Origin of the sequence: Streptomyces sp. NBC_01264 (assembly GCF_026340675.1) — a bacterium.
In the GTDB taxonomy this organism is placed as follows: Bacteria; Actinomycetota; Actinomycetes; order Streptomycetales; family Streptomycetaceae; genus Streptomyces.
On the sequence record NZ_JAPEOX010000001.1, the window covers coordinates 6,237,961 to 6,263,153 of the forward strand.

Annotated in this window: 24 protein-coding genes; 18 read left to right on the forward strand and 6 right to left on the reverse strand. The window is 70.9% G+C overall.

The window, feature by feature from the left end; translation table 11 throughout:
- The first annotated feature begins 62 nt into the window (after window positions 1-62).
- The 14 genes from OG435_RS29300 (at window position 63) to OG435_RS29365 (ending at window position 15,140) form a co-directional block, all read left to right on the forward strand.
- Complete coding sequence (locus OG435_RS29300) at window positions 63-1,007, forward strand: ABC transporter permease (protein WP_266880931.1); 945 nt, start codon at window positions 63-65, stop codon at window positions 1,005-1,007.
- The gene (locus OG435_RS29305) at window positions 1,000-1,959 is read left to right on the forward strand and encodes an ABC transporter permease (RefSeq protein ID WP_266880932.1); all 960 of its coding nucleotides are present in this window, start codon (window positions 1,000-1,002) and stop codon (window positions 1,957-1,959) included. Before OG435_RS29300 ends, OG435_RS29305 begins: the two co-directional genes overlap by 8 nt.
- Before the next feature lie 13 nt (window positions 1,960-1,972).
- Window positions 1,973-3,028 (forward strand): ABC transporter ATP-binding protein, encoded by a 1,056-nt coding sequence (locus OG435_RS29310; protein ID WP_266880933.1) that lies wholly within the window; start codon window positions 1,973-1,975, stop codon window positions 3,026-3,028.
- Complete coding sequence (locus OG435_RS29315; protein ID WP_266880934.1) at window positions 3,021-4,073, forward strand: ABC transporter ATP-binding protein; 1,053 nt, start codon at window positions 3,021-3,023, stop codon at window positions 4,071-4,073. The genes OG435_RS29310 and OG435_RS29315 overlap by 8 nt, the downstream gene beginning before the upstream one ends.
- 161 nt (window positions 4,074-4,234) lie before the next feature.
- Complete coding sequence (locus OG435_RS29320; protein WP_266880935.1) at window positions 4,235-5,185, forward strand: GNAT family N-acetyltransferase; 951 nt, start codon at window positions 4,235-4,237, stop codon at window positions 5,183-5,185.
- A gap of 108 nt (window positions 5,186-5,293) precedes the next feature.
- Window positions 5,294-6,922: a peptide ABC transporter substrate-binding protein gene (locus OG435_RS29325; RefSeq protein ID WP_266880936.1), complete on the forward strand. Its 1,629-nt coding sequence runs from the start codon at window positions 5,294-5,296 to the stop codon at window positions 6,920-6,922.
- 31 nt (window positions 6,923-6,953) lie between these two features.
- Complete coding sequence (locus OG435_RS29330; protein ID WP_266880937.1) at window positions 6,954-7,877, forward strand: ABC transporter permease; 924 nt, start codon at window positions 6,954-6,956, stop codon at window positions 7,875-7,877.
- Window positions 7,870-8,886 carry an ABC transporter permease gene (locus tag OG435_RS29335; RefSeq protein WP_430625706.1) on the forward strand — a complete coding sequence of 339 codons (1,017 nt, stop codon included), beginning with the start codon at window positions 7,870-7,872 and terminating at the stop codon, window positions 8,884-8,886. The genes OG435_RS29330 and OG435_RS29335 overlap by 8 nt, the downstream gene beginning before the upstream one ends.
- A 12-nt stretch (window positions 8,887-8,898) precedes the next feature.
- Window positions 8,899-9,873 carry an ABC transporter ATP-binding protein gene (locus OG435_RS29340; RefSeq protein ID WP_266880938.1) on the forward strand — a complete coding sequence of 325 codons (975 nt, stop codon included), beginning with the start codon at window positions 8,899-8,901 and terminating at the stop codon, window positions 9,871-9,873.
- Window positions 9,866-10,951 (forward strand): ABC transporter ATP-binding protein, encoded by a 1,086-nt coding sequence (locus tag OG435_RS29345; RefSeq protein ID WP_266880939.1) that lies wholly within the window; start codon window positions 9,866-9,868, stop codon window positions 10,949-10,951. The genes OG435_RS29340 and OG435_RS29345 overlap by 8 nt, the downstream gene beginning before the upstream one ends.
- A 356-nt stretch (window positions 10,952-11,307) precedes the next feature.
- Window positions 11,308-11,502, forward strand: coding sequence for a hypothetical protein (locus tag OG435_RS29350; RefSeq protein ID WP_250741735.1), 195 nt, complete (start codon window positions 11,308-11,310; stop codon window positions 11,500-11,502).
- Window positions 11,503-11,553: 51 nt separating this feature from the next.
- Complete coding sequence (gene mshB / locus OG435_RS29355; protein ID WP_266880940.1) at window positions 11,554-12,462, forward strand: N-acetyl-1-D-myo-inositol-2-amino-2-deoxy-alpha-D-glucopyranoside deacetylase; 909 nt, start codon at window positions 11,554-11,556, stop codon at window positions 12,460-12,462.
- Window positions 12,459-12,851 (forward strand): DUF6113 family protein, encoded by a 393-nt coding sequence (locus OG435_RS29360; protein WP_266880941.1) that lies wholly within the window; start codon window positions 12,459-12,461, stop codon window positions 12,849-12,851. Before mshB ends, OG435_RS29360 begins: the two co-directional genes overlap by 4 nt.
- A gap of 237 nt (window positions 12,852-13,088) precedes the next feature.
- A complete protein-coding gene (locus OG435_RS29365) occupies window positions 13,089-15,140 on the forward strand; it encodes a hypothetical protein (protein ID WP_266880942.1) in 2,052 nt (683 codons plus the stop codon).
- Between the two features lie 98 nt (window positions 15,141-15,238).
- Here the strand turns inward: OG435_RS29365 and OG435_RS29370 are convergent, their stop codons facing one another.
- Window positions 15,239-16,030, reverse strand: coding sequence for a transglutaminase-like domain-containing protein (locus OG435_RS29370; protein WP_266880943.1), 792 nt, complete (start codon window positions 16,028-16,030; stop codon window positions 15,239-15,241).
- The gene (locus OG435_RS29375) at window positions 16,027-17,019 is read right to left on the reverse strand and encodes a GNAT family N-acetyltransferase (protein ID WP_266880944.1); all 993 of its coding nucleotides are present in this window, start codon (window positions 17,017-17,019) and stop codon (window positions 16,027-16,029) included. Before OG435_RS29375 ends, OG435_RS29370 begins: the two co-directional genes overlap by 4 nt.
- 117 nt (window positions 17,020-17,136) lie before the next feature.
- Between OG435_RS29375 and fdxA the strand changes: the two genes are divergently transcribed.
- Window positions 17,137-17,466: a ferredoxin gene (fdxA, locus tag OG435_RS29380; RefSeq protein WP_030713714.1), complete on the forward strand. Its 330-nt coding sequence runs from the start codon at window positions 17,137-17,139 to the stop codon at window positions 17,464-17,466.
- Window positions 17,467-17,584: 118 nt separating this feature from the next.
- Complete coding sequence (gene dapC / locus OG435_RS29385) at window positions 17,585-18,697, forward strand: succinyldiaminopimelate transaminase (RefSeq protein WP_266882182.1); 1,113 nt, start codon at window positions 17,585-17,587, stop codon at window positions 18,695-18,697.
- Between the two features lie 99 nt (window positions 18,698-18,796).
- Here dapC and OG435_RS29390 read toward each other — a convergent pair whose 3' ends face one another.
- A complete protein-coding gene (locus OG435_RS29390) occupies window positions 18,797-19,156 on the reverse strand; it encodes an ATP-binding protein (RefSeq protein WP_266880945.1) in 360 nt (119 codons plus the stop codon).
- A 238-nt stretch (window positions 19,157-19,394) separates the two neighbouring features.
- Window positions 19,395-20,423, reverse strand: coding sequence for a hypothetical protein (locus OG435_RS29395; protein WP_430625707.1), 1,029 nt, complete (start codon window positions 20,421-20,423; stop codon window positions 19,395-19,397).
- Window positions 20,424-20,473: 50 nt separating this feature from the next.
- Between OG435_RS29395 and dapE the strand changes: the two genes are divergently transcribed.
- Window positions 20,474-21,568, forward strand: coding sequence for a succinyl-diaminopimelate desuccinylase (gene dapE / locus OG435_RS29400; RefSeq protein WP_266880946.1), 1,095 nt, complete (start codon window positions 20,474-20,476; stop codon window positions 21,566-21,568).
- Window positions 21,569-21,629: 61 nt separating this feature from the next.
- Here the strand turns inward: dapE and OG435_RS29405 are convergent, their stop codons facing one another.
- A complete protein-coding gene (locus OG435_RS29405) occupies window positions 21,630-23,135 on the reverse strand; it encodes an MFS transporter (protein ID WP_266880947.1) in 1,506 nt (501 codons plus the stop codon).
- 195 nt (window positions 23,136-23,330) lie between these two features.
- Here OG435_RS29405 and OG435_RS29410 point away from each other — a divergent pair, with 195 nt between their 5' ends.
- Window positions 23,331-24,089: a TIGR00730 family Rossman fold protein gene (locus tag OG435_RS29410; RefSeq protein ID WP_266880948.1), complete on the forward strand. Its 759-nt coding sequence runs from the start codon at window positions 23,331-23,333 to the stop codon at window positions 24,087-24,089.
- A gap of 219 nt (window positions 24,090-24,308) precedes the next feature.
- Here the strand turns inward: OG435_RS29410 and folP are convergent, their stop codons facing one another.
- Window positions 24,309-25,169 carry a dihydropteroate synthase gene (folP, locus tag OG435_RS29415; RefSeq protein WP_266880949.1) on the reverse strand — a complete coding sequence of 287 codons (861 nt, stop codon included), beginning with the start codon at window positions 25,167-25,169 and terminating at the stop codon, window positions 24,309-24,311.
- Between the last annotated feature and the right edge of the window lie 24 nt (window positions 25,170-25,193).

The following is a 25,193-nucleotide window of genomic DNA, read 5'->3' on the forward strand; positions in this document are numbered from 1 at the left end:
GGGCAGACGGAATCAGGTTTCCGTCTGCCCGCCCTATCCCCTGTTCTTCCGTTGGAGGTCTGATGGGCCGCTACCTCATCCGCCGACTCATACAGGCGATCCCTGTACTGCTCGGTGCCACTTTCCTGATCTACGTACTGACCTTCTGGCTGCCGGGCGACCCGATCCAGGCCCTGGCCGGTGAGAAGCGGGCAGACCCGCTCGTCGCAGCCATGCTGCGCGAGAAGTACCACCTGAACGACCCGTTCCTGGCGCAGTACTGGAACTACATCACCAATGTGTTCCAGGGCGACTTCGGCGAGACGTTCAACGGCCGCCAGGTCATCGACCTCATCTCCGAGGCGTTCCCCTACACCCTGAACCTCGCGCTGGTCGCCTTCGCCATCGAGGCCGTTGTCGGCGTCCTCGCCGGCATCATGGCCGCCCTGCGCCGCGGCAAGTTCCTCGACCAGCTGGTCCTGATCAGCACGCTGATGGTCATCTCCATCCCGGTCTTCGTCACCGGTTTCGTGCTTCAGCTGACCCTCGGCGTCGAGTTGAAGAACAACTGGGGGATCGACTTCTTCCCCGTCTCCTTCAACGAGGCGGACGGCCTGCGCGCGTACCTGCTGCCGGCCTTCATCCTGGCCTCCACCTCCCTCGCGTACGTGGCCCGACTGACCCGTACCAGCCTGATGGAGACGATGCGCGCCGACTACGTGCGTACCGCGACCGCGAAGGGTCTTCCCCGTCGCCGTGTCGTCGTCAACCACGCGCTGCGCAACGCCCTGATCCCGATCGTCACCTTCCTCGGTGCGGACCTGGGATCCCTGATGGGCGGTGCGGTCATCACCGAGCGCATCTTCAACATCCACGGCATCGGTGGCCTGATCGCCCAGTCGATTCACCTTCAGCAGGGCACGGTCCTGGTGGGAGTGGTGACCCTCCTCGTCCTGGTCTACGTGGTGGCCAACCTCGTCGTGGACCTTCTCTACGCCGTGCTCGACCCGAGGATCCGCTATGCGTGACACAACTACGGTGGGGGACGAGATGACCGACACTCAGACCGCCGGTGCCCCCACGACCACCGGTGCGCCGGACGACCAGCAGGGCAAGAAGAAGGAGCGCGTCGCCAGTCTCTGGTCGGACGCCCTCGGCGATCTGCGCCGCAACCCGGTGTTCCTGATCGGCGCCTTCCTCGTGCTGTGCCTGCTCGTGCTCGCCGCCGTGCCGCAGTGGTTCACTGCCGGCAGCCCCTTCGCGAACGACGCGTGCATCCTGCAGGACTCCCTGAAGCGGCCCAGCTCCGGCCACTGGTTCGGGTACGACATCCAGGGCTGTGACATCTACACCCGTACGGTGTGGGCCACCCGGAACTCCGTGATCGTCGGCATCGTCACCACCACGCTCGTCCTCGTCGTCGGAGGCCTCCTCGGCCTGGTGGCCGGCTGGATCGGCGGCATCGTGGACAGCCTCCTGTCGCGCTTCACCGAGATCTTCTTCGCCATCCCGCTGCTCCTCGGCGGCATGCTGATCATGTCGGGCCTGGGCAAGGGCAACGCCTGGACCGTGTCCGTCGTGATGGCGAGCCTCGGCTGGCCGCAGATCTTCCGCATCATGCGGTCCTCGGTGCTGCAGAACAAGAACAACGACTACGTGATGGCGGCGCGCGCCCTCGGCGCCGGCAGCCTGCGCATCACGCTCCGGCACATCCTCCCGAACGCCGTCGCCCCGGTCATCGTCATCGGTGCGATCAGCCTCGGTGTGTACATCGGAGCCGAGTCCGCGCTGTCCTACCTCGGCATCGGTGTCCAGCCCCCGGAGATCTCCTGGGGTCTGATGGTCAGCGACGCCTCCGTCCGCTGGCTCCAGGCTCCGCACGTGCTCCTGTTCCCGGCCGCCGCGCTGAGCATCACCGTGCTCGCGTTCATCATGGTCGGCGACGCGGTGCGCGACGCCCTCGACCCGAAGCTGCGCTGAGGAAGGGCGTACCGTGATCATCATCGACAAGACCTCGAATGTCCCCGCGCCCCGATCGGCGCCGGAGGACACCCCCCTTCTCGAAGTGCGCGACCTGCACGTCGAGTTCCACACCCGCGACGGTGTCGCCAAGGCCGTCAACGGTGTCTCGTACTCCGTCAACGCGGGCGAGACCCTCGCCGTCCTCGGCGAGTCCGGCTCCGGCAAGTCCGTGACGGCGCAGGCCATCATGGGCATCCTGGACATGCCCCCGGGCAAGATCCCGCAGGGCGAGATCCTGTTCCAGGGCACCGACCTGCTGAAGCTGCCGGCCGAGGAGTTCCGCAAGATCCGCGGCCGGAAGATCGCCATGATCTTCCAGGACGCGCTGTCCTCGCTGAACCCGGTGCACACCGTCGGAGCCCAGCTCGGCGAGATGTTCCGCGTACACCGCGGGATGTCCAAGAAGGACTCCACGGCCAAGGCCGTCGAGCTCATGGACCGCGTGAAGATCCCCGCCGCCAAGGCGCGCGTGGGGGACTACCCGCACCAGTTCTCCGGCGGCATGCGCCAGCGCATCATGATCGCCATGGCGATGGCCCTGGAGCCCGACCTGATCATCGCGGACGAGCCGACCACGGCTCTCGACGTGACGGTCCAGGCGCAGGTCATGGACCTGCTCGCGGAGCTCCAGCGCGAGATGAACATGGGCCTGATCCTGATCACCCACGACCTCGGCGTCGTCGCCGACGTCGCGGACAAGATCGCCGTCATGTACGGCGGCCGGATCGTCGAGAACGCCCCGGTCCATGAGATCTACAAGCGCCCGGCGCACCCGTACACCCGGGGCCTGCTGGACTCGATCCCGCGCCTGGACCAGAAGGGCCAGGAGCTCTACGCGATCAAGGGCCTGCCGCCCAACCTGCTCAACATCCCCTCCGGCTGCGCCTTCAACCCGCGCTGCCCGAAGGCGCAGGACATCTGCCGCACCGAGGTGCCGGTCCTGCACCCGGTGACCGAGCAGGACGGCGCCGAACTGGCCGGCCGCACCAGCGCGTGCCACTTCTGGAAGGAGCAGATCCATGGCTGAGCTCACCAAGAACGCCCCCGAGCGCGAGCCGATCCTCCAGGTCCGCAACCTGGTCAAGCACTTCCCGCTGACCCAGGGCATCCTGTTCAAGAAGCAGGTCGGCGCCGTCAAGGCCGTCGACGGGGTCTCCTTCGACCTCTACCGGGGCGAGACCCTCGGCATCGTCGGCGAGTCCGGCTGTGGCAAGTCCACCGTCGCCAAGCTGCTGATGAACCTGGAGCGCGCCACCGCGGGCGAGGTCTTCTACAAGGGCCAGGACATCACCAAGCTGTCTGGCAAGGCCCTGAAGGTCGTCCGCCGCAACATCCAGATGGTGTTCCAGGACCCGTACACCTCCCTGAACCCGCGGATGACGGTCGGCGACATCATCGGCGAGCCGTACGAGATCCACCCGGAGGTGGCCCCCAAGGGCGACCGGCGCCGCAAGGTCCAGGAGCTCCTGGACGTGGTGGGCCTCAACCCGGAGTACATCAACCGGTACCCGCACCAGTTCTCCGGCGGCCAGCGCCAGCGCATCGGCATCGCCCGCGGCCTCGCGCTCAACCCGGAGATCATCATCTGCGACGAGCCGGTCTCCGCGCTCGACGTGTCGGTGCAGGCCCAGGTCATCAACCTGATGGAGAAGCTGCAGGACGAGTTCGACCTCTCCTACGTCTTCATCGCGCACGACCTGTCGATCGTCCGGCACATCTCGGACCGCGTCGGCGTCATGTACCTCGGCAAGATGGCCGAGATCGGCTCCGACGAGCAGATCTACGAGCACCCGACCCACCCGTACACCCAGGCGCTGCTCTCCGCGGTGCCGGTGCCGGACCCGGCCGCCCGCGAGGGCCGCGAGCGGATCATCCTCACCGGTGACGTCCCCTCGCCGGCCAACCCGCCGTCGGGCTGCCGCTTCCGCACCCGCTGCTGGAAGGCCGAGGAGAAGTGCTCCGTGGAGGAGCCGCTGCTCGCCATCCCGGAGCGCTTCAAGGGTGTCGATTCGCCGGCCGCGCACGAGTCGGCCTGCCACTTCGCGGAGGAGAAGGCCATCCTGGCCGTCTGATCCCGCGGGAGAAGCACCGAAGGCGCCCGGTACCGGATCTCCCGGCACCGGGCGCCTTCGCGTCCGCGGGCGCCGTCCGTACGGGCCCCGCGCGCCCCGCGCATCCGCCGTGCGGGGAAAGCCGGTTGCGGCGGCGCCCCCGGCGGTCCGAGAGTGGTCCGATGAGCGACCTGCTGAACATGCGGCCCGCCGGGCCCTCGGACGCCGAGGACATCTGCGGTCTCCTCAACGCCGTCGACCTGATCGAGATCGGCCGTCCCGAGACCGACCTGGCCGCCGTCGAGGCCGACCTGAACCACCCCGGCGTGGACCTGGCGAGGGACTCCTGGCTCGCCTTCGAGGGCGGCCGGCTCGTCGCCTACGCCATGGTGTGGGCGGACTCCGGCCCGGGCCGCGTCGACGGCGACCACTACGTCCTGCCGGGGCACCGCGCGGCCGCCGTCCGGCTGCTGGAACTCATGGAGGTCCGGGCCCGCGAGCTCGCCGCCGGCGCGCCCGAAGCCTGCCTGCGCCTCCAGCTCAACGTCGAGCCCACCCTCGACGCCGACCTGCTGCCGGGCCGCGGCTACCGCATCGTGCGCCGCTACCAGGTGATGACCCGCGCCGTCGACCGGGCCGACGCACCCCCGGTGCCTCCCGCGGGGCTCGTGCTGCGGCCCTGCGACGGGGACGAGGCGGAGCGCCGCCGCGCCCACGCCCTGATCGAGGAGGCCTTCGCCGAGCACTTCGGCCACGTGGACCGCCCGTACGAGCCCTGGCTGGACCACATCGACGGCCATGGCCTCGACTGGTCGCTGGTGTGGATCGCCAGCCTGCCCGAGCTGGGCGACGTAGGGGTCCTGCTGACCCGCGACGACCGCACCCGGATGGGCTGGGTCAGCCACCTCGGCGTCCGCCGGGAGGCCCGCGGCCGGGGCGTCGGAGGCTTCCTGCTCCGCCACGGCTTCGCCGCCCACGCCGCGCGCGGCCGCTCCACGGTGGGCCTCGGCGTGGACACCGCCAACGAAACCGGAGCGCTCGCCCTGTACGAGGCGCACGGCATGGCGCTGCACTACGCCGTGGTGACCTGGGAGCTGAAGCTGGGACCGTCCGTATTGCACTCGCAGGGGTGACAGGCGGGGGACGCGAGGGTGCAATCGGTCCAACGAGGAGTGTGCGGGACCCCTCATAGGGTGACATTGGGCCCTAAGTGAGTCTTGGGATCCAGTAGGAGGCACTCCATGCGCGGAGCCACCCACGCCAAGTGGGCCGCATGTGCGGCGGCCGTCGCCCTCGCGGCGACCGCCTGCGGCGGCGGAAGCGACAGCGGCGGAGGCGGCGCGGACGGCATCGTCAGCTCCTCGTGGGGCGACCCGCAGAACCCGCTGGAGCCCGCCAACACCAACGAGGTCCAGGGCGGCAAGGTCCTCGACATGATCTTCCGGGGGCTCAAGCGGTACGACCCCGAGACCGGCGAGGCGAAGAACTTCCTCGCCGAGAACATCGAGACCACCGACAGCCAGAACTTCACGATCACGCTGAAGGACGGCTGGAAGTTCAGCAACGACGAGCCGGTCACCGCGCAGTCCTTCGTGGACGCCTGGAACTACGGCGCGGACGTCACCAAGAAGCAGAACAACTCGCCCTTCTTCTCCGACATCGTCGGCTACGCGGACGTCCACCCCGAGAAGGGCGACCCCAAGGCCAAGACCATGTCCGGCCTGGTCGTCAAGGACCCCAAGACCTTCACGGTCGCCCTCAAGGAGAAGTTCTCCACCTGGCCCGAGACCCTCGGCTACCAGGCGTTCTCCCCCCTGCCCAAGGCCTTCTTCACCGACCACGACGCCTGGCTGAAGAAGCCCGTCGGCAACGGCCCGTACACGGTGGACTCGTACACCAAGGGCACCGGCATGAAGCTGCGCAAGTGGGACGCCTACACGGGCGAGGACAAGGCGCTCAACGGCGGAGTGGACCTGAAGGTCTACACCGACAACAACACCGCCTACACCGACCTGATCTCCGGCAACCTCGACCTGGTCGACGACGTACCGGCGCAGCAGCTGAAGAACGTCGCGAACGACCTCGGCGACCGCTACATCAACCAGCCGGCCCTCATCATCCAGACCCTCACCTTCCCGCTGTACGACCCGCAGTGGAACAAGGAAGGCATGGACAAGGTCCGCCGGGGCATCTCGATGGCGATCAACCGCGACGAGATCACCAAGCAGATCTTCCGCGAGACCCGCACCCCGGCCAAGGACTGGACCTCCCCGGCCCTCGGCGACAAGGGCGGATTCTCCGCCACCGCCTGCGGCGAGGCCTGCTCCTTCAACCCCACCGAGGCCAAGAAGCTCATCCAGGAGGGCGGCGGCCTGCCCGGCGGCAAGGTCTCGCTGACCTCCAACGTGGACACCGGCTCGCACCGCGACTGGATGGACGCCGTCTGCAACAGCATCAACAACGCGCTCGGCGAGGGCCCGGTCTGCACGGTCAACCCGATCGGCACCTTCGCCGACTTCCGCAACCAGCAGAGCAGCTTCAAGCTGACCGGCCCGTTCCGTTCCGGCTGGCAGGCCGACTACCCCCTGATCCAGAACTTCCTCGAGCCGCTCTACTACACCGGCGCGTCCTCCAACTACGGCAAGTTCAGCAACCCGGAGTTCGACAAGCTCGTCGACGCGGCGAACCGCGAGAGCGACGCCGCCAAGGCGACCGCCACCTTCAAGGACGCCGAGAAGATCCTCGCCGAGCAGATGCCGTCCATCCCGCTCTGGTACCAGAACGGCAGCGCGGGCTACGGGGAGCGCGTCTCGGACGTGAAGCTCAACCAGTTCAGCGTCCCGGTGTACGACCAGATCAAGGTCAGCTGACCCGCCCCCGGAATCGAACCTGGAGCAGTCCATGGGACGTTATGTGATCCGGCGACTGCTCCAGATGATCCCCGTGTTCATCGGCAGCACGTTCCTGATCTTCTTCATGGTGTACGCGCTGGGTGACCCGGTCGCCGCCCTCTTCGGCGACAAGGCTCCCGACCCCGCCACCGCCGCGCGCATCCGCAAGGACCTCTACCTCGACCAGCCCCTGTGGAAGCAGTACCTGCACTACATGGGCCAGATCTTCCAGGGCGACTTCGGCACCGCCTTCAACGGCCAGAAGGTCACCGAACTCATGGCCTCGGCCTTCCCGGTGACCCTGCGCCTGACCATCGTGGCGATCGCCATCGAGATCGTCGTCGGCATCACCCTCGGCGTGATCAGCGGCCTCAAGCGCGGCAAGTCCATCGACAGCGGCGTGCTGGTGCTCACCCTCGTCGTCATCTCGGTGCCCACCTTCGTGACGGGCTACCTCCTCCAGTTCGTCTTCGGCGTCACATGGGGATGGGTACGCCCCACCGTCTCCCCGGACGCCCCCTTCAGCGAACTGATCCTGCCCGGCATCGTCCTCGCGCTGGTCTCCCTCGCCTACGTCACCCGGCTGACCCGGACCTCCATCGCCGAGAACGTCAAGGCCGACTACGTCCGCACCGCCGTGGCCAAGGGCCTGCCCCGCCGCCGGGTCGTCACCCGCCACCTGCTGCGCAACTCGCTGATCCCCGTGGTCACCTTCATCGGCACCGACATCGGCGCCCTGATGGGCGGAGCCATCGTCACCGAGCGGATCTTCAACATCCACGGGGTCGGCTACCAGCTCTACCAGGGCATCCTGCGCAACAACTCCCCGACGGTGGTCGGCTTCGTGACCATCCTCGTGATCGTCTTCCTGCTGGCGAACCTGCTCGTCGACCTGCTCTACGCGGTCCTGGACCCGAGGATCCGTTATGCCTGAGCCCGATCCGGAGCGCGCCGCCTACGATCCGTTGGGACCCGGCCGCTACGAGTCCGTCGCCCCGACCGGCCAGGGAGGGGCCATGGATCTCGCCCTGGAAGAGGGCGAAAGCCTGGAGAAGGAGCTCGGGGGAGGCCCCGCGGGGCCCGCCGGCCCCCAGGAGAGGGCCCGCTCCCTGTGGTCCGACGCCTGGCACCAGCTGCGCCGCAACCCCGTCTTCATCGTCTCCTCCCTACTGATCCTCTTCCTCGTGGTCATCTCGATCTGGCCCCAGCTCATCGCGAGCGGCGACCCGCTCCAGTGCGACCTGTCCAAATCGCAGCAGGGCTCCTCCCCGGGCCACCCCTTCGGCTACGACACCCAGGGCTGCGACGTGTACACCCGCACCGTCTACGGGGCCCGGGCTTCCATCACCGTGGGCATCTGCGCCACCCTCGGCGCGGCCCTGCTGGGCTCCGCGCTCGGCGGGCTCGCCGGGTTCTTCGGGGGCTGGGGCGACGCCCTGCTCTCCCGGGTCGCCGACATCTTCTTCGGCATCCCGGTGGTCCTCGGCGGCCTGGTCTTCCTGTCCGTGGTCACCAGCACCACCGTCTGGCCCGTCGTCGGCTTCATCGTGCTGCTGGGCTGGCCCCAGCTGGCCCGCATCGCCCGCGGCTCGGTCATCACCGCCAAACAGAACGACTACGTCCAGGCCGCGCGGGCGCTCGGCGCAGGCAACGCCCGGATGCTGCTGCGGCACGTGGCGCCCAACGCCATCGCGCCCGTCATCGTCGTCGCCACCATCGCGCTCGGCACCTACATCGCCCTGGAAGCCACCCTGTCCTTCCTCGGCGTCGGCCTGCGGCCGCCCACGGTCTCCTGGGGCATCGACATCTCCAACGCCGCCTCCCAGATCCGCAACGCCCCGCACATGCTGCTCTACCCGGCGGGCGCGCTCAGCATCACCGTGCTCGCGTTCATCATGCTCGGCGACGCGGTGCGCGACGCCCTCGACCCCAAGCTGCGCTGAGGAGCCCCGCACATGCTGCTCGAAGTGCGCGACCTGCACGTGGAATTCAAGACGCGGGACGGCGTCGCCAAGGCCGTCAACGGGGTCAACTACTCCGTGGCCGAGGGCGAGACCCTCGCCGTGCTCGGCGAATCCGGCTCCGGCAAGTCGGTCACCGCCCAGGCCGTCATGGGCATCCTCGACATGCCGCCGGGCCGCATCGCGGGCGGCGAGATCCTCTTCAAGGGCAAGGACCTGCTGAAGATGAAGGAGGACGAGCGCAGGAAGGTCCGCGGCGCCGAGATGGCCATGATCTTCCAGGACGCCCTGTCCTCCCTCAACCCGGTCCTGAGCGTCGGCGCGCAGCTCGGCGAGATGTACGAGGTCCACCGCGGGATGTCCCGCAAGGACGCCCGGAACAAGGCCGTGGAGCTGATGGACCGGGTCAAGATCCCGGCGGCGCGGGAGCGGGTGGGGGACTACCCGCACCAGTTCTCCGGCGGCATGCGCCAGCGCATCATGATCGCCATGGCGATGGCCCTCGAACCCTCGCTCATCATCGCGGACGAGCCGACCACCGCCCTGGACGTCACCGTCCAGGCGCAGGTCATGGACCTGCTCGCGGAGCTCCAGCGCGAACTGAACATGGGCCTGATCCTGATCACCCACGACCTCGGGGTCGTCGCGGACGTCGCGGACAAGATCGCCGTGATGTACGCCGGCCGCATCGTCGAGGCCGCGCCCGTCCACGAGATCTACCGGAATCCCGCTCACCCCTACACCCGGGGCCTGCTGGACTCCATCCCGCGCCTGGACCAGAAGGGCCAGGAGCTGTACGCCATCAAGGGCCTGCCGCCCAACCTGCTCGCCATCCCGCCCGGCTGCGCCTTCAACCCGCGCTGCCCGATGGCCCGGGCCGCCTGCCGCACCGACGTACCGCCGCTGGCCGAGGTCGGACCGGACCGCTCCAGTGCGTGCTTCTTCTGGAAGGAGTGCCTCGGTGGCTGAGTCCATCCTCGTGGTGGAGGACCTGGTCAAGCACTACCCGCTGACCCAGGGCATCCTCTTCAAGAAGCAGGTCGGCGCCGTCAAGGCCGTCGACGGGGTCTCCTTCGACCTGCGGGCCGGCGAAACCCTCGGGATCGTGGGGGAGTCGGGCTGCGGCAAGTCCACCGTCGCCAAGATGCTGGTCAACCTCGAACGCCCGACGGCCGGCTCGATCACGTACAAGGGCGAGGACCTCGCCAAGCTGTCCGCCAAGGGCCTCAAGGCCGCGCGCCGCAACATCCAGATGGTGTTCCAGGACCCGTACACCTCCCTGAACCCGCGGATGACGGTCGGCGACATCATCGGCGAGCCGTACGAGATCCACCCGGAGGTGGCCCCCAAGGGCGACCGGCGCCGCAAGGTCCAGGAGCTCCTGGACGTGGTGGGCCTCAACCCGGAGTACATCAACCGGTACCCGCACCAGTTCTCCGGCGGCCAGCGCCAGCGCATCGGCATCGCCCGCGGCCTCGCCCTCCAGCCCGAGATCATCGTCGCCGACGAGCCCGTCTCCGCCCTCGACGTCTCCGTCCAGGCCCAGGTGGTCAACCTTCTGGAGCGCCTCCAGGACGAGTTCAACCTCTCCTACGTGTTCATCGCGCACGACCTCTCGATCGTCCGGCACATCTCCGACCGGGTCGGCGTCATGTACCTGGGCCGGATCGTCGAGATCGGCACCGACACCCAGATCTACGACCACCCCACCCACCCGTACACCCAGGCCCTGCTCTCCGCCGTCCCGGTCCCCGACCCGGCGGCCCGCGCGGGACGCGACCGGATCATCCTCTCCGGCGACGTGCCCTCCCCGGCCAACCCGCCGTCGGGCTGCCGCTTCCGCACCCGCTGCTGGAAGGCCGAGGCGCGCTGTGCTTCGGAGGTCCCGCTCCTGGAGATCCCGGCCTTCCTCCCGGGCGGCCCGACGGCCCATCCCTCGGCCTGTCATTTCGCATCCGAGCGGGTCGTCCTCCCGCCGGCACCGCCTCCGGGACCCGCATCGGCACCGCCTTCGGAACCGCCTTCGGGACCACTGACCAAGGAGTGAGCAGGAGGCTCCCGGGACCGCTCATTTCTCGCCACAGCTGTGAACGGCACCCCGCTTCCCACAACTCGGTTTACATGCAGGCAACTTGACCGTTTCTGTCCCGAGATCTGGGCCGGGCAGCCTGGATTCGTGCGGCCGTGCGGGTGCCGACAGCCGGCCGGGGAGGCGTACAGCTTCCCCGGCCGGCACTCCTGTGACCCCGGACGTGCGCGCCGTGCGCCCCTCGTGCTGCCGGAATCGATCGATGTGGCGGTACGGATAGTTATGATCCGTAGCGCACGGTGGGTATGACTCTGCCGAGCACCGAGTTGCGAGTACGCGAACCCGATGTCCGCTCGACGTGGAGGTGAAACGCCGTGGCACTATCGATCTCGGCCGTGGTGCTGCTGGCAGTCGTCGTCTTCCTGCTGGTCCGGCGTTCGGGCCTGAAGGCGGGTCACGCAGTGGTCTGTGTACTGCTCGGCTTCTACCTGGCGAGCTCGACCGTGGCTCCGACGCTCTCCCAGCTGACCAACAACGTGGCGAGCATGATCAGCGGCCTCAAGTTCTAGGGACGTTCCGGTTCCGGGGGCGGGGCCGCCGTTTCTCGTAGGGTTACCCCCATGAACGGTCTTCCCGCCCATCGGCTCCTGCTCGTGCACGCGCACCCGGACGACGAGTCGATCAACAACGGCGTCACCATGGCCAAGTACGCGGCCGAGGGCGTCCATGTCGCGTTGGTGACCTGCACGCTCGGCGAGGAGGGTGAGGTCATCCCGCCCGGCCTCGCCCACCTGACGGCCGACCGCGACGACACCCTCGGCTCCCACCGCGTCGGCGAGCTCGCCGACGCCATGAAGGAACTGGGCGTCACCGACCACCGTTTCCTCGGCGGCCCCGGCCGCTTCCGGGACTCCGGGATGATGGGCGCCGAACAGAACCACCGGCCCGGCGCCTTCTGGTCGGCCGACGTGGACGAGGCGGCGGGGTACCTCGTGGAGGTGATCCGCGAACTGCGCCCCCAGGTCCTCGTCACCTACGACCCGGACGGCGGCTACGGCCACCCCGACCACATCCAGGCCCACCGCGTGGCCACCCGCGCCGCCGAACTGGCCGCGGAGCCCGCGTACCGCCAGGAGCTCGGAGAGCCGCACGCCATCCAGAAGCTCTACTGGAACCGTGTACCGCGCACGGTCGTCGAGGAGGGCTTCGCCCGGCTCCGCGAGGCCGGGAGCGAGGTGCCCTTCCCGGCGCCGGCCGCGCCGGACGACGTGCCGGGCGTGGTCGCCGACGAGCGGATCACCGCCGAGATCGGCGGGGACGAGGCTGCCGAGCAGGCGTTCGTGGCCGCGAAGACCGCCGCGATGCGCGCCCACGCCACCCAGATCGCGGTGGACGGGCCCTTCTTCGCGCTCTCCAACGACCTCGCGCAGCCGCTGTTCACCCACGAGTACTACGAGTTGGTAGCGGGTGTGCCGGGGGTCCCGGCGGGCGAGCGCGAGCGCGACCTCTTCGCGGGGGTGCGGGCATGACCGGGCCGGCGGCCCTCGGGGCCGGGGCGCGGATCGCCGCCCTGCTGGGCCTGTTGGCGGCAGGGGTGCTGACCGGCCTGGCCGGCTGGCTCGTGGTCGACCTGTGGTTCCCGGGCGGGCTGGTGCTCGCGCTCCTCGCGCTCTTCGGCCTGTTCCTCGGCGCCCGGATCGCCCTGGGCACCGGCATCGGGGTGGGAGCGGCCGCGGGCGGCTGGTTCCTCTCCTACGTGCTCCTCGGTGTGCCCCGGCCGGAGGGGGACTTCCTCCTTGGTTCGTCCGGAATCAGCATGTACGTCTACCTTTTGGGTGGAGCGGTACTCGCTGTGATGTGCGCCACGATGAACCTCTCGGCGGACCGGCCGCTTTCGGCCGCCCGGAACGCCAGGTGACGCGGCGTCGGACGCGCGCGACGCCTTGACGAGCGGCTCGGCCACCGCCCGCGCGCACCCCCGGCGGCCGGGCGACAGGTGCTCAGGAGGGGTACGCGGGGGGCGCGCAGGAGGTCAAGGGGAACGCTTCGTTCCCGGCGGCCGGGTGCACGCGGGCGGTGGCCAGTATGGTGGACCGGCCGCCGAGCTGCCCGCGCACGCTATGACGGGCGGCGGAGCCGATCGGGAGAACCTGCCTTGAGCCGTGAAACTGACAGTCCGCCCACCGGGCCCAACGGGCCCGGCGCGGCCGCCTACCCCTCGGGTACGCCGCCGTACGGATCAGGCCAGTATCCGTCCACGACAGTGCCCCCCGGTCCGGGCACGGCGACCATCCCGGAGGAGAGTTCAGTGACCGCACCGCCCGCGAAGCCGTCCACACCCGATTCCGACGGGCCGAAGACGGAGACCCAGCTGACGACCCGGATCCGGATCAACATCCCGGGTTCGCGGCCGATTCCGCCCGTGGTCGTACGTCAGACCATGCCCGAAGCCGAGGCGGGGCCCGCGCCCGAGCCCGCCGCCGCCCCGGCGCCCGCGCCCGAACCGAGTGCGGGCGAGGAGACGGCCAGCAACTGGTTCGCACCGCGCAAGGCGGGCCCCGCGCCCGCCCCGGCCCCCACCCCGCAGCAGGCTCCGGCCCCGGCGCGCGGCCCGGCACCGGCCCAGCCCGGCGGCCCGCGCTTCGACGGGCCCCCGCAGCAGGGCTTCGCCCAGGGCCCGGCGGGCCCGCGCCCGGGCGCGCCGATGGGCCCCGGTCCCGGTGCGCCCATGGGCCCCGGCTCCGGTGCGCCCATGGGAGCCCGCCCCGGCGGCCCCGGCGGCCCCGGCGGCCCCGGCGGGCCGCGCTTCGACGGGCCCCCGCAGCAGGGCTTCGCCCAAGGCCCGGCAGGCCCGCGCCCCGGTGCGCCGATGGGCCCCGGCCCCGGTGGACCCGGTGCCGGCCCCGGTGCGGGCGCCGGTTACTCCGCGCCGCCCGCAGGGCCCGGCGGTCCCCGTACGGGTGCACCCGTCGGCCCGCCGTCCGGCGCCGGAGCCGCGTACGGCCCCGGCTCCGGTCCCGTCGCCCAGGCCCTGGGCACCCCCGTCCCGCCGGCCCCCGCATGGCCCGGCACCGGCCCCGGCCGCGGCCCGGACGGGCCGACGGGCGGGCCCGCGCTGGGTTCCGTACCGGTGGGAGGGGCGCAGGAGCCGGGCTGGCCCGGCCCCGAGCTGGACTCCACCGGGCAGCTGCAGTCCGTGCCCGCCCCGGAGCCCGCCCACCAGGCCAGGCCCCAGGCTCCCGCGCCCGCCGCGGCCCGGCCCGCCAAGAAAGGCCGCAACAAGCTGGTCCTCGTCGGCGGAGCCCTCTTCGCGCTGTTCGGCGTGGCCTACGGCGCCGGCCTGCTCCTCAACCACTCCGACGTCCCCAAGGGCACCACCGTGCTCGGCGTCGAGATCAGCGGCACCCGCGACGAGGCCGTCGCCACGCTCCAGACGTCCTTCGGCAACCGCGCCGCGGCCCCGCTCCAGCTCACCGTGGGCGGCAAGAAGGTCGAGCTGAAGCCGGAGAAGGCCGGCCTGAGCCTGGACAGCCAGACCACCGTCCGCAACGCGGCGGGCAGCGACTACAACCCCGTCACGGTCATCGGCTCCCTGTTCGGCAGCGTGCGCGAGGCCGAGGCCGTCATGCCCACCGACGAGGAGAAGCTGCGGGTCGCCCTCCAGGAGCTGGCCGGCACCGCCGGTTCCGTCACCGAGGGCACCATCACCTTCGACACCGGCAAGGCCGTGGCCGTGCCCGGCAAGGCCGGTTCCACGCTCGATGTGGACGGCTCCGTCACCATGGTGACCAAGGCCTTCCGCGACATGGTCGCCAGCGGCCGGGCCGAACCCGTCGCCCTGCCGGTCGCCACCAAGGACCCGGTCATCGGCAAGGCCGAACTGGACCGGGCCATGAAGGAGTTCGCCCAGCCCGCGATGTCGGCTCCGGTCGTCGTCAAGGCGGGCGGCAAGTCCATCCCGCTCGGCGCGAAGTCCCTGCCGAAGATCCTGAGCATGCAGGCCGTGGACGGTCACCTCGTCGAGAAGTACGACCTGGAAGCCCTCAAGACGGCCTACGGCAACACCTTCGACGGAGTCCTCATCATGCGCGGCACCGGCCAGAAGACCGCCGTGACCCCGCAGGACGTAGCCGTGGTCCTGGGCAAGGCCCTCCGCGGCAAAACCACCGCCGAACGCACAGCGGTCATCGAAACCAACCCGAGCTGATCCCACCCGAACCGGAGCCCCTCCCCGAACACGGCGGAGGGGCTCTTTCTTTCAGCCGTCCGGCGTTTGCCCCGCGCAGCTGAACCAGGCCGGGCGGCCTAGTTCAGCAGGGCCCGCGCAGCCATCGCCTCGGCACGAATCCGCACCGCGGCCGGCGGATCGATCACGTCCACAACCACCGCGTAGGACTCCATCTCCGCCGCCCCCGCCACGAACTCCCCCCGCTCCACCAGCAGCTTCGCCCGTTCGTACCGCAGGGCCGCCGGATGCGAGGGCAGCAGCAGCGCCAGCTCCAGCGCCCACAGGGCCACCCCCGAGTGCTCGGGCCGCGACGATGCCCACGCCCGGATGTTGTTCAGGATCCGCAGGACGATGTCCATCGTGCGCGCCGCGGTCCGCGGCCCCGCCGCCAGCTCCGCCGGACCCGCGCCCAGCGAGGCGCCCCCCGCGAAGGGGTCGACGACCACGCCCTCCTCCGGGTCCCCGAAGCCCACCACGAAGTGCCCCGGCAGGGCCAGCCCGTACACCGGGGCCCCGGCCCGCCGCGCCACCTCCAGCCAGACCACGGACAGCAGGATGGGCAGCCCCCGGCGCCGCCGCAGCACCTCGTGCAGCAGCGAGGACGAGAGCCGGTCGTAGTCGGCCGGGGTGCCGTGGAATCCCATCCGCCCGCCCAGCAGTTCGCTGACCGCCGAGGCCCACGCGCGAGCGCCCCGCAGCCCGTACGGCAGCATCCCCGCCAGCCGGTCCAGCTCGATCTGCGCCCAGTCCATGGCCCGTTCGTCGAGCTCCGGATCGCCCTCCGCGGCCAGCAGCAGGCACAGGGTGGCCAGGTCGGGCCGCTCCGCCCGCGCCTCGGCGGCGAACCGCTCCCGCCAGGGCGAGGTCACTGCGCCGACCGGCGGTAGTGGTGGTACGCGTGGTGCGTCCCGAAGCCCATCCCCCCGTACAGCCCCAGGGCCCCGGCGTTGTCGCTCTCCACCTGGAGCCACGCGGCCGACGCGCCCTCCTCCAGCGCGCGCCGCGCCAGCGCCACCATCACGGCCGAGGCGAGGCCGCGGCGCCGGTGCTCCGGGTCGACCTCGACGGCCGCGAATCCGGCCCACCGGCCGTCCACCGCGAGCCGCCCGATCGCCCGGCCCGGTACCGCCGCGAACCACACCGAGGGCCCCGCCGTCAGGACGCGGCGCGCGGTCTGCGGGTCCTTCACCCGCCCGTAGCGGGAGAGCCAGTCCTCCTCCGGAGTACGGGTCAGCCGTACGTCCGCGACCACGGCGTCGGCCACGTCCAGGTCCGCCACCGCCGCCAGACCGCCGACCTGCACCTGCGCCGACACCTCGCGGACCCAGCCGCGGTCCTCCAGCTCCGCGCACAGCAGCTCCTGCGTGCCCGCGGCCCCCGTGGCGGTCTGGATGTAGGCCGGAAGGCCCCGCCGCCCGTACCAGGCCGTCACTCGCGCGAGTGCATCGTCCAGCGGAATCCCGGGATCGCCGAGCGGCAGTACGGAGTTGGCCCGGCGGGTGAATCCGCCGGCCGCGCGCAGCGTCCACTCGCCCAGCGGCTCGCTCTCCAGCGGCACCCAGGCCCGGGCGCCGACCCGCGCGAGCTCCTCGAAGGAGGCCGCGGGGCCCCTGCGGCGGGCCGGCGCGGCGGGTACGACCTTGCCCGCCACCAGCAGGGATTCCGGGATGCGGACGGATTCGCCGGTCTTTCGTGTGATCGTCACCACACCCGCGTTCCAGGATGTGAGAACCCCTACGGTGTCCGTGAAACAGGGGGTCCCGGTCGAGCCATGCTCCACCTGTCGCACAGAGACACGTTTGCCCACGTCAGCGGGTGTAATCCGGATCTCCAGCCGTCCACCGGCAGTGATTTCCACAGCTCTGTCCGCCCCTCCTGTTCGGATCGTGCCCGGGAACGGAGATACTAGAGGCGGGCATCGACGACGCCGCGCTCCCGCGCGATATGGAAAGCCCTTATGAGGAGGAACGAGAGCGTGACCTACGTCATCGCGGAGCCTTGTGTCGACGTCAAGGACAAGGCATGCATCGAAGAGTGCCCCGTCGACTGCATCTACGAGGGCCAGCGGTCCTTGTACATCCACCCGGACGAGTGCGTCGACTGTGGTGCGTGTGAGCCGGTCTGCCCGGTCGAGGCCATCTTCTACGAGGACGACACTCCGGAGGAGTGGAAGGACTACTACAAGGCGAACGTCGAGTTCTTCGACGAGCTCGGTTCGCCCGGTGGTGCTTCCAAGCTCGGCCTGATCGAGCGCGACCACCCCTTCATCGCAGCGCTGCCCGCCGGCATCAACGGCGAGCACTGACCTTCCAGGCAGGAGCGCCCCTCGGTCCCGTACGGCTCGCAGCCGCACGGGACCGAGGTGTTTTGACAGTTCAGACAGCACAGGAACGCACGTGACATTCGGAGAGCGAGAGCGCAACGTGGCCGCAGTCTCAGCCCGTCTTCCCGTCTTCCCCTGGGACAAGCTGGAGCCGTACAAGGCGACGGCGGCGGCCCACCCGGACGGCATCGTCGACCTCTCGGTCGGCACCCCCGTCGACCCGGTGCCGGAGCTGATCCAGCGCGCCCTGATCGGGGCCGCGGACTCCCCGGGCTACCCGACGGTGTGGGGCACCCCCGCCCTGCGCGACGCGATCACCGGCTGGGTGCGCGAGCGCCTCGGCGCGAGCAACGCCGGGCACCGCAACGTCCTGCCGGTCGTCGGCTCCAAGGAACTGGTGGCCTGGCTGCCCACCCAGCTGGGCCTCGGCGCGGGCACTGGGACATTGAAAGACCAGGTGGCGTACCCCCGGCTGGCCTACCCGACGTACGAGGTCGGCGCGCGGCTGTGCGGCGCCGAGCCGGTGGTCTACGACGACCCCGCCACGGATCTCGACCCGGCCCGCGTGAAGCTGCTCTGGCTCAACTCCCCGTCCAACCCCACCGGCAGGGTCCTCCCCAAGGAGGAACTCGTACGGATCGTGGCCTGGGCCCGCGAGCACGGGATCCTGATCTTCAGCGACGAGTGCTACCTGGAACTGGGCTGGGAGGCCGAGCCCGTCTCCGTCCTGCACGACGAGGTCTGCGGGGGCTCCTACGAGGGCATCGTCGCCGTCCACTCGCTCTCCAAGCGCTCCAACCTGGCCGGGTACCGGGCGGCCTTCGTCGCCGGCGACGCCGAAGTCCTCGGCGAGCTGCTGCTGATCCGCAAGCACGGCGGCATGATGACCCCGGCCCCCGTGCAGGCGGCCACCGTCGCGGCCCTGGGCGACGACGCGCACGTCGAGGAGCAGCGGGTGCGCTACGCGGCCCGCCGCGCGGCGCTGCGCACGGCCCTGGAGGCCCACGGCTTCCGCGTCGAGCACAGCGAGGCCAGCCTGTACCTGTGGGTGACCCGCGACGAGCCCTGCTGGGACACGGTCGCCCACCTGGCCGGCCTGGGCATCCTGGTCGCGCCGGGCGACTTCTACGGCGAGGCGGGCGCGCACTTCGTCCGCGTGGCCTTCACGGCCACGGACGAGCGCGTCGAGGCGGCGGTCAAGCGGCTGAGCTGATCCGGCCGGACCCGTCAGGGGTCCGACCGGAACCGTGAACGGCCCGAGGGGCCCGGGAGTTCGTGCTCCCGGGCCCCTCGGCGTTCATGGCGGCGGCTGCTAGCCGAGGCCGGGCAGCCCGCCCGGAAGACCGCCGGGAAGACCGCCAGGCAGTCCGCCGGGCAGGCCGCCGCCCGGCAGCCCGCCACCGGCGAGCGGCAGACCCGCCAGCAGGCTGCCCGCGGCGCCGGTCACCTCGTCGGCCGGCGCGGGGGCCGGAAGGGCCGAGGCGGACACGGCATCGGTGGCGGTGTCGCCCGCGGCGGCGACCGTCGCGTCCGGCGCGGTGAGCGCGCCCAGCTGCGGCACGGACTCCAGGCCCGCGGCGCTGGCCGCGCCGGCCGCACCGACCACGGGCGCTGCCCCGGCTGCGACGAGCAGCGCGGCACGGGCGATCCGGCGGGTCAGGGGGAAGGACATGTTGCTCCTAAGCGGTAGCGGCTGAGTACGCCGTGACAACCGCTCGCAGGGGGGCGCGAGTTGCGGAGCCGGTGGGTAAAGGATCAGTAACGGATCGTTTAATCGGCTTCCGGGCCGACCGCTCGGAACATGCGCCGACCTGCGGTTGTGTGCCCGCCGGGACCCCCGTGTCCGCCGTACGGGTCACCCCCGAACGGGCGACAGGCCGCACGCCTGTCCACCAGGACTTCGCGGGACGTCAGCCGCGCACGAAGATCCGTACCTGGCCCGGACCCGCGGCGGCGGGATCCCCGGCGCCGTTCCCCGAGCCCGCCGCGCCCCGGTCCTGCCAGCGGTCGCCGTCCTTGCCCGCGACCCAGGACTTCCCGCCGTACGAGACCCGCGTGATCCCCAGCTCGCGGGAGCCGGCCACCGCCCACTGCGCGAGCACCCGGCCGGTCCGGGCCGCCGGATCCCCGCCGCCGGGCTTCGCCACCAGGGTCACCTCGGACTCGGCGGGCGCTCCGGCGCCCTTCCCGGTGCCTTGACCGGACGCCGGACCGGCCGGGGCCGCGGGCAGCGTGTACAGGGGGGTCTTGCCGAGCAGCCGGGTCAGCTCCGCCCGGACCTTCGCCGGATCGCCGGCCCGGACGGGCGCGGGCCCGGTACAGGTCAGGTGACCGGCGCCGGTGAAGGCCGCGGTCAGCACGGTGGCGTCCGGCTCGTGCTTCGCGTAGGCCTGCGGGAAGCCGCTCAGCTGAACCTTCTGCGCCGCCACCGTCAGCGGGAGCCGCGAGTACCCCTTGATCTCGGCCAGCCGGTCGTAGAAGATCCCGGCCGAGTACACGGGGTCCATGATCTGGCCCGGCGTGCCCCAGCCCTGCGAGGGCCGCTGCTGGAACAGGCCCAGCGAATCGCGGTCGCCGTGGTCGAGGTTGCGCAGGGCCGACTCCTGCATCGCGGTCGCCAGCGCGATCGTCACGGCCCGGTCGGGCATCCCCTTGGAGACCCCGACGGCGGCTATCGTCGCCGCGTTCGACGCCTGCTCGGGGGACATCTCGTCGAACTGGCCGGAAGCCTTCGTACCGCTCTTCCCGTCGGCCGAGGCCGTGCAGTAGGGCACGCCCGCGTTGTCGTTCGACTCGCGCTGCACCACGAAGTACCCGGCGACCGCCACCAGCACCAGGAAGCCCGCGGCCCAGCGGAGCGGGCGACGGCGGCGGCGAGGGCGGGAGTGATCGGTCTGCGGCACGCCGCCCACCGTACTTGAGCCATATGACGCGTCCATCGGCCGGACGGACAAGGCCTCGCCGCAGCCCGGGGTATTAGGGTCAGCTCATGTCCGAATCCGAGCTGGACCTCACCCTGGACGCCGCCGAGCTGACCGCCCGGCTCGTCGACATCCCCTCCGTGAGCGGCGACGAGAAGGTACTCGCCGACCTCGTGGAACACGCCTTGCGCGGCCTGCCGCACCTGACCGTGGACCGCTTCGGCAACAACGTGGTCGCACGCACCCACCTGGGCCGCGCCGAACGCGTCGTACTCGCCGGGCACCTCGACACCGTGCCGATCGCCGACAACGTGCCCTCCCGCCTCGACGAGAACGACGTCCTGTGGGGATGCGGCACCACCGACATGAAGTCGGGCGTGGCCGTGCAGCTGCGCATCGCCGCCACGGTCCCCGAGCCCAACCGGGACCTCACCTTCGTCTTCTACGACCAGGAAGAGGTCGCCGCCGACCTCAACGGCCTCGGCAAGGTCGCCGAAGCCCACCCGGACTGGCTGACCGGCGACTTCGCCGTCCTCCTCGAACCCTCCAACGCCGAGGTCGAGGGCGGCTGCCAGGGCACCCTGCGCGTCCTGCTCCGCACGTCCGGCGAGCGCGCCCACTCCGCGCGCAGCTGGATGGGCTCCAACGCCATCCACGCGGCGAGCCCGATCCTGGCCACGCTCGCGGCGTACGAGCCCCGCAAGCCCGTGATCGACGGCCTGGAGTACCACGAGGGCCTCAACGCGGTCCGCATCGACGGCGGCGTCGCCAACAACGTCATCCCCCACGCGTGCACGGTGACGGTCAACTTCCGCTTCGCCCCCGACCGCAGCACGGACGAGGCGATCGCCCACGTCCGCGAGGTCTTCGCGGACTGCGACATCGACGAGTTCGTGATCGACGACCTCTCCCCGGGCGCCCTCCCCGGCCTCTCCCACCCGGCCGCCGCGGCCTTCATGGAGGCCGTCGGCGGACACGCCATGCCGAAGTTCGGCTGGACGGACGTCTCCCGCTTCAGCGCCCTGGGCGTCCCGGCGGTCAACTACGGCCCGGGCGACGCCCTGCTGGCCCACAAGGCCGACGAGCGGGTGGAGACGAAGGCGATCCTCCACTGCGAGGAGCGGCTCCGCGCCTGGCTGACCAGCCCGTCGACCGGGCGGTAACGGCGTCCGGCCGTCCCCTGCGGAGCGGGACGGCCGGTACCGGGGAACCGTTGCGGGCGGCTCAGAACCTCGGGTCCGGGGACTGGGCCGCGCACAGCTCCGCGGCCTCCTCCGGCGTCTCGACGGAGGGCGGGGAACCGTCGAGCGGCTGGCGCGCGGTCTCCTTCATGCAGGCCACGGCGATGATGCCGACCAGCGCCGCCCCCATCGAGTAGTAGGCGGGCATCAGGTTCGAGCCGCTCCAGCTGATCAGGGCGGTGACCACCAGCGGGGTCGTTCCGCCGAAGAGCGAGGTCGACAGGTTGTACCCGACCGACAGGGAGCCGTACCGGACCCGCGTCGGGAACAGCGCGGGCAGGGCGGCGGACATCGTCGCGAGCATGCAGACGAGCGACAGCCCCAGCGCGATCATGCCCAGCCCGACCGCGAGGACCCCGGCCTGGCGGATCAGGAGGAACGCGGGCAGGGAGAGCAGGAAGAACCCCGCCATGCCCGTCATCAGCACGGGCTTGCGGCCGAAGCGGTCGGAGAGCTTGCCGACCCGGCTGATCACCAGCATCAGGAAGGCCATCATGCCGAGCAGGACGAGCAGGCCGTGCGTCTCGCTGTAGCCCAGCTCGTCGGACAGATAGGTCGGCAGGTACGACAACACCAGGTAGACGTTGATGTTGTACGCGCCGACCAGGCAGACGCACAGGACCAGCGTCGGCCAGTAGTCGCGGAAGATCTTCGCGAGGTCGCCCGTGGTGGTGGTCTCCGCGGAGGCCGTAGCCTCCGCGGCCTCCGCGGCGGGCGCCTTGACGCCCTCCAGCTTCTGGAAGGCGGGGGTCTCGTCCAGGCGCAGCCGCAGGTAGAGGCCGACCAGGCCCAGCGGCCCGGCGACGAGGAAGGGGACGCGCCAGCCCCAGGCCTCCATCTGGCCGTCGTCGAGCACGGCGTACAGCGTGGTGACGAGGCCGGCTGCGCCGACGTACCCGGCCAGGGTGCCGAACTCCAGGAAGCTGCCGAAGAACCCGCGGCGCTTGTCGGGCGCGTACTCGGCGATGAAGGTGGAGGCGCCGCCGTACTCACCGCCGGTCGAGAAACCCTGCACCATGCGGAAGAGGATCAGCAGGGCGGGGGCCCACAGGCCGATCGCGTCGTGCGAGGGGATGAGCCCGATCGCGAACGTGCCCACCGCCATCATGATCATGGTGAGGGCCAGGACCCGCTTGCGGCCGAGCCGGTCGCCCATCGGGCCGAAGAACATCCCGCCCAGCGGCCGGACCAGGAAGGCCACGGCGAAGGTGGCGAACGAGGACAGCAGCTGGGTGGTGTCGTTCCCGGACGGGAAGAAGACGTGCCCGAGGGTGACGGCCAGGTAGGAGTAGATGCCGAAGTCGAACCACTCCATGGCATTGCCGAGCGAGGCCGCCTTGACGGCGCGCATCACCGTCGCCTCGTCCGTGACGGTGATGTCCGTCCTGCGGAGTCTGGGATTCCTGCGCTGCCTGACGGCACGGAACAGGATCGGGTGGCGCTTCACCGCTGCGGGATCGGCCACCTGTGGGGGGTTGGGGGCGGCCATGGGCCGGTCCTTTCCTCGGTGGGTGCTCCAGCAATCCCGTCTGTGCGGTGATCGTGTTCGCAAACGGTCCGGGCGGCCGAATGCGATGTGGATCACACCGTTCCTTTGCGGCCACGCCAGGAACTCGTCGAGTTCCGTTGGTCGTCACCCCCGTGCGCCTAACCTGATCCAACGATCAGCAGGAGGGAGCACATCATGGGCAACCCTGAAGGGTCCGCTCGTCGTCGGCCCGAGGAGCAGCAGCTCGGGCCGGTGCTGAGGAGGCGGGGCCAGGTGCAGGCCGGCAGTACGACGGACCAGCGGCTGCTGGATTCGGCCGGGCCCTCCGAGTGGGTGCACACCGATCCGTGGCGGGTCCTGCGCATCCAGTCGGAGTTCATCGAGGGCTTCGGCACGCTGGCGGAGCTGCCGCCGGCGATCAGCGTGTTCGGCTCCGCGCGGACGCCCGTGGGCTCGCCGGAGTACGAGGCGGGCGTGCGGATCGGCGGCGCGCTCGTGGAGGCCGGCTTCGCGGTGATCACGGGCGGCGGTCCGGGCGCGATGGAGGCGGCCAACAAGGGCGCGCGGGAGGCGGGCGGCCTCTCGGTCGGCCTGGGCATCGAGCTGCCCTTCGAGCAGGGGCTCAACGAGCACGTCGACCTCGGGCTGAACTTCCGCTACTTCTTCGTCCGCAAGACGATGTTCGTGAAGTACAGCCAGGGCTTCGTGGTCCTGCCGGGTGGGCTCGGGACCCTCGACGAGATGTTCGAGGCCCTGACCCTGGTCCAGACGCAGAAGATCACCCGCTTCCCGATCGTGCTGTTCGGCACGGCGTACTGGAGCGGGCTCATCGACTGGCTGAAGAACACGGTCATCGCCCAGGGCAAGGCCTCGGAGAAGGACCTCTACCTGTTCCACGTCACCGACGACGTGGACGAGGCGATCGCACTCGTGACGAAGGAAGTCGGCTTGTAGGACCGCCGCTGACGGCTGGGCCGGCCCCCGGCGGGCGACCGCCGGGGGCCGGTGGTGCCGCCGGGTGGGCTCAGGCGAGGCCTCGGCGGGCGACTGCCGGGGGGCCTGGATCGTGCGGACCATGTCCAGGAACTCCTTCTTCACGCCGCTCTCGCGCGCGGTTCGGCGCCGGGGCGCCTCACCGGCTTCGAGCGGCTGCGCCGGCCTCCGGCCGTCGGCTCAGGCGAGGCCTCGGCGGGCGACTGCCGGGGGGCGGTGGCCCTGGATCGTGCGGACCATGTCCAGGATTTGTTTGGTCTCCGCGACTTCGTGGACGCGGTAGACCTGGGCGCCCAGCCAGGCCGAGACGGCCGTCGTGGCCAGGGTGCCCAGGAGGCGTTCCTTCACCGGCTTGTCGAGGGTCTCGCCCACGAAGTCCTTGTTGGAGAGGGAGACCAGGACCGGCCAGCCCGTCTCCGTCATCTCCGAGAGGCGGCGGGTGGCCTCCAGGGAGTGGCGGGTGTTCTTCCCGAAGTCGTGGCCCGGGTCGATCATGATCGACTCGCGGGGGACGCCCAGCGCCGCCGCGCGCTCGGCCAGGCCGACCGTGACGCGCAGGATGTCCTCCATCACGTCCTCGTACTCCGTCCGGTGCGGCCGGGTCCGCGGCTCGACCCCGCCCGCGTGGGTGCAGACGATGCCCGCGCCGTAGCGCGCGGCGACCTCCGCGAGCTTCGGGTCCACCCCGCCCCACGCGTCGTTGAGGAGGTCCGCCCCGGCCTCGCACACGGCCTCGCCGACCTCGTGGCGCCAGGTGTCGACACTGATCACCACGTCCGGGTGGCGGCGGCGCACCTCGGCCACGAAGCCCACCGTGCGCCGGGCCTCCTCCGCCGCGTCCACGTGGTCGCCGGGACCGGCCTTCACCCCGCCGATGTCGATGATCGCCGCGCCCTCGGCCACCGCCTGCTCGACCCGGGCCAGGGCCGGCTCGTCCTGGAAGGTCGCTCCCTGGTCGTAAAAGGAGTCAGGGGTCCGGTTCACGATGGCCATGATCACCGGCTCGTGGTCGTCGAACTCGCGCCTGCCCAGTCGCAGCATCCTGCTCTTTCCTCCTTCGGCGAC

Coding starts and splice junctions, on each gene's coding strand:
- OG435_RS29300 (WP_266880931.1), top strand. CDS start 63: ATGGGCCGCTACCTCATCCGCCGACTCATACAGGCGATCCCTGTACTG.
- OG435_RS29305 (WP_266880932.1), top strand. CDS start 1,000: ATGCGTGACACAACTACGGTGGGGGACGAGATGACCGACACTCAGACC.
- OG435_RS29315 (WP_266880934.1), top strand. CDS start 3,021: ATGGCTGAGCTCACCAAGAACGCCCCCGAGCGCGAGCCGATCCTCCAG.
- OG435_RS29320 (WP_266880935.1), top strand. CDS start 4,235: ATGAGCGACCTGCTGAACATGCGGCCCGCCGGGCCCTCGGACGCCGAG.
- OG435_RS29325 (WP_266880936.1), top strand. CDS start 5,294: ATGCGCGGAGCCACCCACGCCAAGTGGGCCGCATGTGCGGCGGCCGTC.
- OG435_RS29330 (WP_266880937.1), top strand. CDS start 6,954: ATGGGACGTTATGTGATCCGGCGACTGCTCCAGATGATCCCCGTGTTC.
- OG435_RS29335 (WP_430625706.1), top strand. CDS start 7,870: ATGCCTGAGCCCGATCCGGAGCGCGCCGCCTACGATCCGTTGGGACCC.
- OG435_RS29340 (WP_266880938.1), top strand. CDS start 8,899: ATGCTGCTCGAAGTGCGCGACCTGCACGTGGAATTCAAGACGCGGGAC.
- mshB (WP_266880940.1), top strand. CDS start 11,554: ATGAACGGTCTTCCCGCCCATCGGCTCCTGCTCGTGCACGCGCACCCG.
- OG435_RS29360 (WP_266880941.1), top strand. CDS start 12,459: ATGACCGGGCCGGCGGCCCTCGGGGCCGGGGCGCGGATCGCCGCCCTG.
- OG435_RS29390 (WP_266880945.1), bottom strand. CDS start 19,156: ATGTCCTTCCCCCTGACCCGCCGGATCGCCCGTGCCGCGCTGCTCGTC.
- OG435_RS29395 (WP_430625707.1), bottom strand. CDS start 20,423: ATGGACGCGTCATATGGCTCAAGTACGGTGGGCGGCGTGCCGCAGACC.
- dapE (WP_266880946.1), top strand. CDS start 20,474: ATGTCCGAATCCGAGCTGGACCTCACCCTGGACGCCGCCGAGCTGACC.
- OG435_RS29405 (WP_266880947.1), bottom strand. CDS start 23,135: ATGGCCGCCCCCAACCCCCCACAGGTGGCCGATCCCGCAGCGGTGAAG.
- OG435_RS29410 (WP_266880948.1), top strand. CDS start 23,331: ATGGGCAACCCTGAAGGGTCCGCTCGTCGTCGGCCCGAGGAGCAGCAG.
- folP (WP_266880949.1), bottom strand. CDS start 25,169: ATGCTGCGACTGGGCAGGCGCGAGTTCGACGACCACGAGCCGGTGATC.